The 13,602-nt window shown below is 36.9% G+C and carries 6 protein-coding genes; 1 reads left to right on the forward strand and 5 read right to left on the reverse strand.

Features of this window, described 5'->3' with window-relative positions; translation table 11 throughout:
- The 5 genes from Q0779_RS13045 to Q0779_RS13065 all read right to left on the reverse strand — a co-directional run.
- Positions 1-1,805, reverse strand: a 1,805-nt coding sequence (locus Q0779_RS13045; protein WP_298773169.1) for a condensation domain-containing protein, incomplete at its 3' end; no start/stop codon positions are given.
- A complete protein-coding gene (locus tag Q0779_RS13050) occupies positions 1,802-6,664 on the reverse strand; it encodes a non-ribosomal peptide synthetase (protein WP_298773170.1) in 4,863 nt (1,620 codons plus the stop codon). The genes Q0779_RS13050 and Q0779_RS13045, both read right to left, overlap by 4 nt.
- Positions 6,665-6,677: 13 nt before the next feature.
- A complete protein-coding gene (locus Q0779_RS13055) occupies positions 6,678-7,436 on the reverse strand; it encodes an HlyD family efflux transporter periplasmic adaptor subunit (RefSeq protein ID WP_298773171.1) in 759 nt (252 codons plus the stop codon).
- Positions 7,436-10,501 carry an efflux RND transporter permease subunit gene (locus tag Q0779_RS13060; protein ID WP_298773173.1) on the reverse strand — a complete coding sequence of 1,022 codons (3,066 nt, stop codon included), beginning with the start codon at positions 10,499-10,501 and terminating at the stop codon, positions 7,436-7,438. Before Q0779_RS13060 ends, Q0779_RS13055 begins: the two co-directional genes overlap by 1 nt.
- Before the next feature lie 319 nt (positions 10,502-10,820).
- Positions 10,821-12,152 (reverse strand): MFS transporter, encoded by a 1,332-nt coding sequence (locus Q0779_RS13065; protein WP_298773174.1) that lies wholly within the window; start codon positions 12,150-12,152, stop codon positions 10,821-10,823.
- Between the two features lie 1,164 nt (positions 12,153-13,316).
- Between Q0779_RS13065 and Q0779_RS13070 the strand changes: the two genes are divergently transcribed.
- Positions 13,317-13,460, forward strand: a complete 144-nt coding sequence (locus Q0779_RS13070; protein WP_298773175.1) for a hypothetical protein — start codon at positions 13,317-13,319, stop codon at positions 13,458-13,460.
- Positions 13,461-13,602 lie beyond the last annotated feature (142 nt).

A 13,602-nucleotide genomic window follows, 5' to 3' on the forward strand; every position in this document is an offset into this window, starting at 1 on the left:
GCACTTTGAACATTGAGTAGGCTTTTTATCGAATAGGATTTCACGTCTTTACTGTTTAAAGGCTGACCTATACAGAGACTCAAGCCACTCTGCTTGATAACTGTTTTAATGTGGTGCTCAGGGGCATGTTGCGACATAGGGACATACACAGCTCCCGCCATCATGATGCCGACTAACGCAATACTTAAATCTAACGAATGGGGTAAACTCACTGCGACTGCATCACCTTGTTTGACACCGAAATGATGGAGGCTTTTAGCAATCTGTTCACCTTGCAGCCAAAGTGCGCCGTAGCTTATCCCTTCTTGACTTGTGCGAACAGCCATTCGCTCTTTTTGTAACATCACTTGTTCTGAAAAAGCCGCTAATACACTGGGTGTTTCTTCCCAGCATGGCATTTTAGGCCAACTCGGCTTTTCACCTCGAATATTCGATAGAAACAAAAATTCGAGCCGCTCTATTGTTGACTCGCTCAATATACTGGGATCAAATTCCCATTTTAGTCTGATCCCATCACTCGATGTAAAACAAGCAAGGCTCAATGGAAATTTTGATTTAAAAGAACGTGGATCTCGCCTTGATATTGATAAATTAGCCACTCTAATCAAGTCATTGGTTTCTTCTTGCCAAGAAAAGACCACTTGTCGAAAAAGCAAGTTTACATCCTCGAACCGATTTGCCTCATCAAACGATGATGGGTCAAATACCTTAGCAGAAAAGTCACAATGCAGTTGTTGCTGAAAATCGGCTAAACAAGTACTGGAGTGAAATCGAATTGGAATAAGTTGAGCTAAATGGCCAATTATGTCCCCTGATTGATTGTGTCTACGATTCATGTGTGGTGAACTGATCACGACTTCAGCTTGACCTGCATATTCACATAATGTTTTTGCCCAGCAATATAAAGCGGCACTAAATAACGAGACTTGAGATTGTTTAGCCATTTGCGTTAAGTAAACATTCTCATTTTCGTTCAATGCGTAAAATCGATTATGAACTCCACTTTTTAGAGGAAGTGAAATAGAGTGTAAACTAAGGGGTTTACACATATCGAGCCTTTGCTTCCAATAAGTTTGCTCACGACTATCACCTAATTGAAATTGAATGAGGTCTAAATAACCAAACTCAGGAGGAGCAATATTGTCATTGTTATATATTTTAACTATTTTTTTTAACAAAATATCGATAGAAATGCCATCAATAATAATGTGCGGGAAGTTGAGTATTAATACGGAATGATTAAAAGCAATATTAATTATTTTAGCAATAAAAAGTGGACCTAAGTACAAATTAAACTTTCGCTCCGTTTCATATTTGAGCGCTCTTTGAATATCGTCCTCATTCCCACTTGCCACAGCAACGGTCCATTCGCTCAAATAATTAGGCCTCATTAACACCTTGTCATCGACTTCTTTAAAAACACAGTGTAAGACATCGATATTTTTATAAACCCACTTCAGTGCAGACGTTAAACGAGCGACATCTAATTCACCTTTTAAATCATAGCAAAGTGGAATATTGTAATGCTCTGCTTCTGATAACTTATATACTGGCCATAACTCTTTTTGAGAAGCAGAAATCTCAATTCCCCCCTTTTTTACAAAAGCATCTAATGGTGCTAGTTCTAGGGATTCAATTTTGATCTCAGCCAAGTAGTTAAGTATCAGTTCTTTATGTTTTTTTAGTTTTTCAACTATTTGGTTAGGAATAGGGCTATTCTTTGATTTAATTTTTAACTGATTATCTGCAGCCCTTACAGAAACGCCTTGCTTGGAAAGCTCCATCAAAAACATACTTACGTTCATATCGTCAGCTCCTCCACAACATCAGACATATCTTTAGCAGTAGAGTCAACGAAGCTAGCAACGGCTCGCACGGAACCCAAGCGAAGAAAATCTATCGCTCGAATCGTAAAGGTCATTTCTTGTTCGATTATCGCACATATTCTCATAGCCATTAACGAACTACAGCCTAGAGCGTAAAAACTCGCAAAAATATCAATATCTTTAACTTTTAAATGACGACAAATGATATCTGATAAACTCTTTTCTACCGGAGTGAGCTTTAAGTCATTAATCAACTTTATTGTGTCTATTTGCGGTAGAGCGCCTTTATCCACTTTTTTATTAGGAGTAAGAGGTAACTCATCTAAAATAACAATTCGGCTAGGCACCATATAAGATGGCAATGAGTTGCGACAAACCTCAATCATCTCCTGCTCTGTGCCATTTGTTTGCATAAAAGCAACCAATTGCTCAACACCATTTGACTCACGAACAACAATCGCACATTGGGTAACACCATGATGTCGCTTTAAAACTTGCTCAATTTCTTCTAATTCTATTCGAAAGCCAGATAGTTTTACTTGCTGGTCTATTCGCCCAACAAACTGAAGTTCAAGATGATTATCTACCCAGACTAAATCACCTGTTCGGTACATTCGCTGTCCTGTCTGAGGTGATAATATAAACCGTTCATTCGTTAACCTTGTGTTGTGTAAATAACCATTAGCCAAGGCACATCCACTGATCCATAACTCACCTATTGCGCCTTTTGGGACTGGTACAAGGTTAGCGTCTAGGACATGAAACTGAGTATTTGCAATCGGTTTGCCTAGACTAAAAAAATGCGTTTGACTGCTCACCTCTATACGCTTCATAGACGACCAAACAGTTGTTTCTGTCGGACCATACATATTGAAACAAAGATTTCCATTCTGACTTAATCCTTGTGCCAAAGGCACATCCATAGGTTCTCCACCACATAAAATTATCTGAGAGGAGAGAGGCTTCCAACCTGATAAGAGTAACACTTTCCACATGCTTGGCGTCGCTTGACAGTAAGTGACTCTAGCATCTTGTAAGAATGACATTAATGCATTGACATTGTTTATTTCTTCATTCGTAGCCAAGATCACTTCTGCGCCATGAGACAGAGGAAGGAATAGCTCAAGAGTTGAAATATCGAACGAAAATGAAGTCAGTGCTAACCAAGTGTCATGACTGCCAATAGAAAATTCTTTGGACATGGACGTTAAAAAGCTAGCAAATGCACCATAGCTTATCTCTACCCCCTTAGGGTTCCCAGAGCTTCCCGAGGTGTATATACAATACATAGGATTTGTTGAGTTAACCAACGATTCGATAAACGGTTGATGACTACTGGCATCAGGCGCAATGGGACTGACATCAAAGTGGTTATCAGTAGTGACGACATATTGAATACCACTTTGTTTGATAACATAGTCAATGCGTTCTTTGGGGTAATCAGGATCAATTGGAATATAGCCCCTTCCAACGGCTTGACAAGCCAACATCCAGGCAACACTATCGACACCTCTTGGTAGACATATCCCTATATACTGACCTAGATCCATTGAAAGTGAAGATAATAAAGAAGCTTTAGCCTCTACACATTCAAGTAACTCACTATAAGTAATTGATTGCCCTGAACATGTCACAGCTTTATTTTCAGGAAATTGCAAAGCCCTCTTTTTAAATTGTTCAAATACAGTTTGTTCTTGAATTTTTAATTTTGGACCACAAATCACTGGCGCATCCACCGGTAACTCACAAACAAGACTAGAACAACGCTCTAAAAACAAATTAAGTATTTTCAAATAGCTCTGCATCATGCTCTCTATAAACCACTCAGGAAAACGAGCGGTTTTAAACTCCCATAACATGTGCACAGGATCATTGTCACCCACCTGACCTTTCCTTGGAATGACGACTACTGATAAATCAAACTTAGCCGCGTGACTGTCTATTGCTTCATAAACTTGTACAGCCTGAATATTAGGTATGACCATTTCTGGCATTGGTGAATCATGAAAACCAAAAAACACTTGAAAAAATGGATTCACCGCAAACTCTCGAGAAGGATTTAACTGTTGAACAAGATGTTCAAAAGGGAGCGCTTGATTCTTCTGCGCTTTCGACACACATTGCGCACTCATTTTTAAAAATTCATGAACAGTCGTTGACTCATCATAAGCATTACGTAAAACAACCGTATTAATCATCATACCTATAATAGAGTTTGCATTTGCCCATTGACGGTTAGCAAACGCAGAACCAATATTAATGTCTTTATCACCAGAATATTGGGACAACATCACATGAAAAGCTGCAAGCATGAAACTAAAGGGTGTTTCCTTTCTTAGCTCTACAAATTTTTCAATTTTAGACCACATACTACGTTCAACTTGAACTCGAATCGTTTTTCCTTGACTTGTGTCATCGCTCTTAGTGGGAAATGTGGGTAGATTCGTCATTTTACTCGCCCCTTGAAGTTGGCATCGCCAATATTCAAGCTGTGCGGCCGCCTCTTCCGTTTCAAGCCACTTCAATTGAGTAATACAAAAATCCGCATATTGTGTAGGCTTTTCTCTCTCTTTATCATTATTTTCAATATATTTTGCATAATAAAATAGAAAGTCCTCTAAAAATAAATTGTATGACCAGCCATCGTGCACGAGATGGTGCTCTATATGCACCAAAATATTTTTACCGTTAGGCATTTTTACCAACCCCCAACGCACAAGTGGGAGCACAGACAAATCAAATGGTTGATTTAACTTATCGCTAATGACTTCATCTAACTTGTCAGCACTGACATTCGGGTCCAGAGTCGAGAAGTCAAAGACTTGCAGAACCACTTTAAAGTTTGCATAAACCCGTTGAATACCTTCTCCTTGCTCATCAACAAAAGCGGTTCTGAAAATACTGTGTCGCTCAACAATTTTCTGAAGGGCATGCTCTACCGCTTTTTCATTCACTTTACCTGATAGGCTAAGTTGAGACTTAGCATGATATGCTTTGTCCTCTATATTCATGTTCGCTAAATACCATATTGAGCGCTGAGAGGATGAAAGAGCAACGTCAAAATATCCACCTTGAGTAGATTTATTTATACTTCTAGTATTAATTTCAGTTGTTGAGTAAGTATTACTCTTTATTGCAAACCAAATCTTATTTGGCGAACCAAGAGTTTGAAACAGCTCAAACGGTAAATGCAGTTTAAATGACTTATACACCTGAGCCGCTATCGAGATTGCCGTAACTGAATTCCCTCCACGCTGAAAAAAATCGTCCTCCCAATCAATATTCAAACCTAATTGTGTGCGAAACAGATTGAGAAACTTCGCTTCTTTAGAATTAAGACTTTCTATCGAGTCATCAGCGGGTTTTATTTCCAATACCGGTTTGGGTAAAGCAGACTCATCCAGTTTCAGATTAGGTGTTAATGGCAAGCATTCAAGCCTAACAAAATGAGTCGGAAGCATATAGCTAGGCAGCCTTTCTCCTAAAAAGGTTTTTATCTCTAAATCAGAAATGCCTTTATTTGACTCAACGACAATATAGGCGATTAAGGCTTCGCCTCGCCCAAGTTGTTGCTTCACAACATGAGACTGTTTTATGCCTTTGAGATCCATTAAATGAGACAGTATTTCGCCAGCTTCAATTCGAAAACCATTCAACTTTATTTGTTTATCTATGCGACCGACATATTCTATTTTCCGTGCTTGGTTTTCTCTGCATAGATCTCCTGTACGATAAGATCTATGCTTAACACCTGTTCGATCAGTAAATAGTACAAAATTTTTATTTTCTTTGATTTTTTTATCAATATACCCTCGCCCAACTCCAATACCATAAATAATGAGCTCTCCTTCCTGACCTTGCGCGACAGGCTTAAGATCATTATCAACAATCGCACACTTAATCCCCGGAAGCGGGATCCCAATGTCAGGCAAAACACCCGACTCACTTGAAACGAGACCTGAAGTTGTGATCACTGTCGCTTCTGAAGGACCGTAAGCATTCTCAACCCTTACAGTCCAGTGCTTTGGTGGCCTTGTCATTAACTGCTGACCTGCGGTTTGCAAAACGTGTAAACTTTCCGGCAGAATAACTAATGGGTCCCGCATTAATATTTCTGCTATAGGAGTCGGTAACCAAGAGAAAGTAATTTGATGAAGCGAATAAAATTCGGTTAACCTTCGAGGATTCAAGAGAACTTGATTGTCAACAATAAAAAGGTTCGCGCCACAATTGAGGGCGGGTAACCATTCCATCATTGCAGCATCAAAAGCGGTATTAGCGCTAAATGTTATTCTGCTGCTAGGGTTTAAGCCGTAGTATTGACAAAAGACATCCACTACAGGTAACAAGGTTTCAAACCCAATGACACATCCTTTTGGTCGCCCCGTTGTGCCTGAGGTATATACTACGTAGGCAATATCAGCTTTTATCGACGGCCTGTTAGTGAGTTCAAAAGAAGCATTAACATTCGTATTAAAGGATATTTCCAGTGCTTCGCTTTCTGTTGATTTGGGCGCAAGATTGATAACAAATTTGCAACTAAGTTCTTTTAGAATGTGGTTTAATCTTTGAGGTGGTGTGCCTTCAAATATAGGCGCAACCCCAATTCCCAGTTTCCAACAAGCCAATACCGCCTGAATATAATCAATGGAACGCGGGGAAACTATCGGTATAACATGGGGCCAGTGCTCAGTATTTGTTCCCAATTGGTCTGCAAGTAGTGAAGCCCATAAATCTGCTTTTTTCTCCAACTGTTGAATGGGTAAACGTTGCTGCGAAGTCTGAATATACTGATAAACGTTTTCTTTACCTATTCTAGAGATAAACTTTTTTATCATCGTTAGTTACCCACTAAATTTTTTTCGCTGGGATCAAGACTTTTAAGCCCTGACCGATGAGAATTTCCTGTTCATAAAGGCTAAAGCTGGCGATCACTGTGCCTGATTTAGCATCGACATGTGGCAATACATAATCTAATGGCAAATCCACCTTTATATCTTTTTGCTTAAAATAAGCACTCGAGAGATCCAGTTTGTCGAAGCTTTGATAAGGAATTTGCACTTTTACAAACATATTTTTTGGATTGAATAATAATGCAACCTTTTGACCTTCATTAATAAATTCATTCATATTGCCATTGCGTTGAAGCACAACACCATCATAAGGAGCTCGAATATTTTTTTTGTCGATGACAAATTCGAGATTAAGGATATTTTGTTCAATAATACTGAGTTCTTGAGCCGCATTTAAATAATCAATATGCTTTTGTGCTCTCATCTCATCTGAAACTGAATGACTTTCAACTAACGTTTTATAGCTGAAAATAATATTTTGATATTCCTCTATGATCTGCTTTTTTAACGCTAGTTGGCGTTTCAAAATCACCAGCTGCTGATTGTCATTATCCTGCTCAATTTTAGCGATTACATTTCCTTTTTTAAATCCGGTACCAGTATCCAATACGTAAGTCAACAGGCCTTCTTGTTCAGCATATAATTGAACCTTCGATTTAGAATAGACTGTCCCTGGCAGCACAATGTCAGGAACTTCAACACTAGCAACATGTTGAGATATGATGACTAATAATAAAAAACTAACAAATTTTGACATTAGGCTACCTTTTCTAAAGGGGTGGGTTGGGTTGGCTGCATGATCGCACTGTCTCTGCGCCCAACTACCAAGATATTTGCAGCACTAGCGGAAACAAAAGTGACTGTTAACAAATTAGTAAAAATACCACCGACTATGACGGCAACAATCCCTTGATAGATAATCGAAGCATCCGATGGAAAAAGGAGTAGCGGAATACTTGCAAAAATAGTGGTAACAGAGCTAATAAGAACGGCCCTGAACCGTTCTTTTACTCCATTGACTATCGCATATGAATGATTAAAATCCTTGCTATGTCGGCTAATAGAATCAATCAGTAATATCGCATTGTTAGAAACGATACCTAACATAATTGCAAAGCCCAGCATAGTGAGTATATTGAAATCCGCAGGTGTAAAAAGGGCTAAAATGTGGAATCCAAATACACCACCGGCAATAGCAGGAAGCAAAGAAAATATAACCACAATGCTATTTCTCATTGATTTTAAGGTATAAGAAATAATGACAAAAAATGATACCAAGGAAAATAACAGCATGGCGAGTAAAAAGACTTTCGCTTTGGTCAAGCTCGCCACACTGCCTTCGATGCTAACCAAACCTTTTGCTCCAATGATTTCCTTTAACTTAGGCACTATTTCTTTCTCTAAGACAACCAGTACCTCTGAAACAGAAAGGGCTTTGTCTGTTATACGTAAGTTAATTGTGGCAGCAGGGATCCCATTTAGGCGATCAAATGATGCCCATTTTTTAAATTCTTCAATTGTAAACATTTCTCCTAGATATGTTCTATCACCATTAGAGGCGACATAAGGTATTTCGCTTATATTGGAGCTCGTATTATCAATTGAAATATAGGCATTTAATACTTCGTCTCCACTATTCCATTTTCCAATAAAATCCGATTCACCTAGCGCTTTGACAACATTTTTCATTTCAATGTTCGTCACATTCAACTGAATCAATTGTGGCAAATTAGCCACAAATTCGAACTCCGTTTTTTGAGTCTCTAATTTAGGTATTATGTTTAATGCAACACCTGGTATAGACTTTTCAATTAAACTGCGCATTTCACTGATATGTTGTGATAACCAACTTTTGTCACTGACAAAAAGGTTTACCTTAATACTATTACCGCCTTCAACCCCTCCAAATAGTTGTCCTCGCATAACAATGGTTCTGTTTTGAGGAAGTTGATTTTTAAGTGCCTCTTTTAAATAACTTTCTAAATCGGTCAGTAAACTGTTGTCATTTAGTCTAACGCCTGCGGTAACAAAAAAGGGCCACCCTATGACGTAATCACTCTTCACTTCAATATGCTTAGGAATACTTTGAATAATCTCATTTATTGGTTCAACGACATTTTTATTAACTGAATCCATCGTTTTATTGGGAGCTATCGGAACATAAATATCAACCGCATCTCTCTTAACTTCTGGTAAGTAACCCAAAGCAGGGAAAAAAACAATTAAGGCGCTTAAACTCGCGAATATCACCCCCCCCAAAACAGCTTTACTTCGGCGTTGGTTAGCCACAATAAATTCAACGGCCTTAACAACAGGTTTAATTCCAAATTCTCTGGGAGTATGAGCTTTTCGACTAGGCATGAAATAAACAGCAAAAATAGGGGTTAGCAAAACAGTTAACATAAACGCAAAGATTAAGCCTGATGTTATCGCTATACTCAGACCTTTAAATAATTGAGCCTCAACCCCCTTTCCAAAAACAACAGGTAAAAATACAACAATGGTCGTCAACAATGACGCAAATAAAGGCGGAACTAACTTATTTAATGATGCTCGTATTGATGCCTCGTTTACCTTATGTTCTGATGAGGTTCGATCTAAATATTCTATGTAAATGAGAACGCCATCTACAAACATGCCGGTAGCAAAAGTAATGCCAGCCAAGGAAATAATGTTGATGGAAGTATTCGTTAAAGCGAGAACAATAAAAATCCCAAAAACGGATAGTATCGTTATAACACAAGATAATATGGTTGGTTGTAATCGCTTAAAAAAGTAGAACGAAACCAGCGTGGTAAGCGCAACGCCAAGAATCAAGGTTGTCACCACCCAAGAAATTGCTCTTGTAATAAATAAAGCTGTGTCAAAGGATAAGTTATAAGTCAAGCCAGCTTGAGCCATCACACTTTGCTCTTGAGCTAAAATATCATCAACACTTTGCTGCACTTCAATTAAATTTGCTGTATTTTCTCGAAGAATACGCATGGCAATTGCAGGTTTACCATCGAAACGGACTGAAGCCGTTGTTCTAATTGCCTTAACAGAGATGTCGGCTATATTATTTAGCCGGATTATCGAACCATTTACAGTAGATATGGGTAATTGCCTAATACTTTCAAGCGTTTCTGTGCGTTGAAAAGTGGCGGTTATAACATCTTCATTTTTATATAATCTAGAAACAGGTTGAATTAGAAGATTACGAACGGTATCTCTGACCAACTCAAAACTCATTTGCATTTGAAATAGCTTGCTCATATCCAGTTTTATTTGCAGTTCTCGCTCTAGCAGTGGATTAAGTTCAACAGATTCGACCCCCTCTACCAAATTAAACTGATGTAGAGCAATATTCTTGATAAAATCGAGCTGTTGATCAGTAAAATAACCAGTTTCAGATGTAATAAAATAACTCCCCACCACACGGTTCGACACATTCTGTCCTCCATGTCGAAATACGATTGGCCTTACATTTGGCGGGAGCGGTCGAGTACGTGTTAAAAGCGCGGTTAGTCTATTTTCTATTTCAGTCAGGTTGCTCCCATACTTTAGCGTTATCTCAAACGACACCTTTTCGTCAGATGTTTTTACTTTCAACGACTCAATGCTCTTAATCTTGCCAAGGATCACGCTCTCATAGGGTTCAACAATTTCAGCAATGAGAAAATCTTCAGACATACCTGGCCAAAGAACTTGAAATGATAGTTTAGGAGGTTCTATATTTGGCATTAACTGGATCTTGTTACTATAAAGACTCATGAGTCCTAGAACGAGAATCGCAATACAAAATGCAAGAGAAAAATATTTTGAGTAGAATATCCTTTTCATAAATTTAAGACTCTTTATGATTAATTTTATTTAATGTAGAGTAATCGAAAGTTTGTACTTATTAAGGAGCACCATCTAAAAAAATGACCATCAATACAAACTATATTGATTAATTTCAGCATGTTGTTACAAAACACATCTCCCTCGACATATCAAGTTTTGTCTCGTTTCCCTACTCATTCTACTTGACAAAATCAGATTCAAAGAGTGAGTGATGACTGTTTTATATTCATTTGTTTAACTTACTTAATTATTGACATTGAAAGCCACCAAACGATTAACCAGAACGATTTTTAGCATCTCTAATTTATCCTCAAAGCTAAATTGAAATATCATTCTTTGATTCCAAATCAAGTGCACTAAATGTTTCTCTTATGAGGCTAATATTTCTTAACTGTAATAAGACAAATGTCAACGACAATAAACAGGTTGAAATCAATGTAAACTGCATTGCACTTGTCAATTCAATTTGGTGACCGAAAGAGGCACTCAATTGTTGAAAGCCGTCGGTAATAAAAGGAGAACATAAATAAGCAATAGGTAAAACACTAAAAGCAACCAATCTTCTTAACGCAAACACTTTACCTCGTAAATGTTCTGGAGTATTGAGTTGCCAGAGCGTTTGACTGAGTCCATTGGCCATTGCAATTCCACAACCTGCCGAAAACAGTAAAAATGAATTAACTATATTATTGGAATATAAGGCAAATAAACTGATCAATACTAACGGTACACTAATGGCCAATAGAATAGGCACATAAGATAAGATTCGATTAATAAATTGAGATAATAATACTCCACCTAATACCATACCAAGTGCAAGTGCGGCTCGGTACAAGCCTGCGTCTTCGACAGAACCTAATGTTAATGTTAATGGAAACATAAGCACTAAAAATACGCCATTAGCGAAATTAGAATAAACAAATAACATCAGAACAGCAAATAGCCCTTTATGACGAAGAATGCAACGCAGCGCACTCTTATATCCATCCACAAGACCTATTGTATGAGCTATTTTTTGGACATTGACTTTAGATTCATCTATCGCAAACACCCCAAAAATTAAAAACGAAATAGCTGAAATAACGAGAGCAAGTAGAGTAAAATCAGACATAGAAATAACAGAAAATAAGCCAGCTGCAACAATTGGAGAAATAAACATTGAGCTTGCACGTAGCATTTCATTTAATGAGTTAAGTTTTCCTAGTTTTATATTTTCCGTAATATTGGGAAGAATGCTTGCCAAAGATAATTGTAGCGAAGCTTCGACAAAACTGATGACGCACATAAGTACTAGAATAAAGCTAAAGTCACTATCATTGTTGTTAATCGCTAGCTTCAAGCTCAACAAAGCTAACCAAAAAACAAAAATTGATAGATATATTAACTTCTGTTTTGAAAACTTATCCAATGCGGCGCCAATCAAGGGAAATATGATAAAACCAGGTAGTAACGCAGCAATGGCTAACAAAGAAAAGCTCATGACACTGCCTTCAATTTCAAACACATAAATCGAAGCTGAAAATTTTAATATATCACCAGCCAGTAGCACTAAGTTTGTAGCGATGACGTAAGCTACACTCACTAGCTGCTTAGATTGAATGGCCAAATATAACTTTTGTCGGTTCCCAATAGAAAAAAAATATCGCATTCATCTATGTCCTTCGATGCACATTGAAAACCTCTTAATTTTGCGAAGATCTTTTTATCCGCCAAGACAAACTAATCAGTAAGTTGATCTAAAAATCGTTTTAAAAACATGTTCATCATTTACTGTTAGATTGGGGGGAATTACATTTTTCGCTTTTATTATCCTTGTTACCACTCAACAACCTTGTCGTCAGGGCCTGTATAACTATATCAATCATCAACAAAATAAAAAATATCCAGCACAACTCGGTTAACTTTTTCTCCTCTTGCCAATGTCATAAATTTAAATTTTAAAATATTTTATATGAACCATCATTTTCAATACAAAACTTAACTTAAAAAGATACATAACACAATAAAAACATTAGTTAAACTTGTACTTTTTAGACTAAAACTCATTTTTATTGTCAAACTATCCTCTTGAAAAATTTTTGTCAATCATTATTTATAAACCTGATTTTTTCTAGTTAAAATTGAGACTCTCATCGATTTTCCTCAATATTTAAATAAAATGATCTCGCACTAATTGAAAAGTTAATGTATAAGGAATTTCAAGAAAACAAAGATGTCACCCTAGAAAAAAGTATTATAATTTACCGTTACTCTTAGATTTAGATGGCTAGGAAATTAAGTAATGAGTAAGCAGTATTTACCCATTTCTGTTTTTTCCTCTAACCATATCCATCTTATCTTTCATTCGTAATGTGTTTTTTTAGGTAACTTGAAGCCATAGCTTCAATGACTTGAGCCTAAAAATGTTAAAATATAGGTGTTTTTTTGTTGTAAAATTAATTCACATATGGTTTTATATATGCTCGCCATGATTTTACGGCGCAATAACCTGTTGATATAAAAGGAATGATAACAGATCATTAAGCACTACTTCTTAAGTACTACTAACAGTTGAAGTAGCGTCTTAAATACTGGCTAGTGAACTATATGCCAAATTAATTAAACCTTGGTGTTATCAAACTCAAACTTTTGAAGTTCTATACTTTAAAAAATTGATTTGATTAATAGCAACTTTTATTAAAATGGTGCAAGGTAAATTAGGACTTTTAATCTATCGTTCTAAATGCTGTTTAAACGAAGAGTTTACAAAGCAATCATTTCTTAAATTATCAATTCATAAAAAATTTGTATTAATGTATATAAGGAAATTGAAATGCAAAAATCAAATGTAAAGATCTCTGGTAAATTTGAAAATGGCAAACTTCAAATGTGTCAGGTTGGCTCAAAAGGTTCAGTAAAAGCTGACAAGGGCTTCGTAGCTGTAAACGCTCCATTCAAGCCTAATACAACTAAGTAATTATCTGCTTCATAAATTTATGAATCGATAAATACTAATATATTGAGTGCTGACCACCTAATTAGGCGGCCAGCATTCTACTCAAGTATTTTTATATTAGCAACATAAAGCATCGCCTTTGATATCCCGTATTCAAATTGCG

It is taken from the genome of uncultured Shewanella sp., assembly GCF_947491715.1.
In the GTDB taxonomy this organism is placed as follows: Bacteria; Pseudomonadota; Gammaproteobacteria; order Enterobacterales; family Shewanellaceae; genus Shewanella.

What these genes read in the sequence shown, in the direction of transcription:
- Q0779_RS13050 (WP_298773170.1), bottom strand. Translation starts at nt 6,664, where the DNA reads ATGATAAAAAAGTTTATCTCTAGAATAGGTAAAGAAAACGTTTATCAG.
- Q0779_RS13055 (WP_298773171.1), bottom strand. Translation starts at nt 7,436, where the DNA reads ATGTCAAAATTTGTTAGTTTTTTATTATTAGTCATCATATCTCAACAT.
- Q0779_RS13060 (WP_298773173.1), bottom strand. Translation starts at nt 10,501, where the DNA reads ATGAAAAGGATATTCTACTCAAAATATTTTTCTCTTGCATTTTGTATT.
- Q0779_RS13065 (WP_298773174.1), bottom strand. Translation starts at nt 12,152, where the DNA reads ATGCGATATTTTTTTTCTATTGGGAACCGACAAAAGTTATATTTGGCC.
- Q0779_RS13070 (WP_298773175.1), top strand. Translation starts at nt 13,317, where the DNA reads ATGCAAAAATCAAATGTAAAGATCTCTGGTAAATTTGAAAATGGCAAA.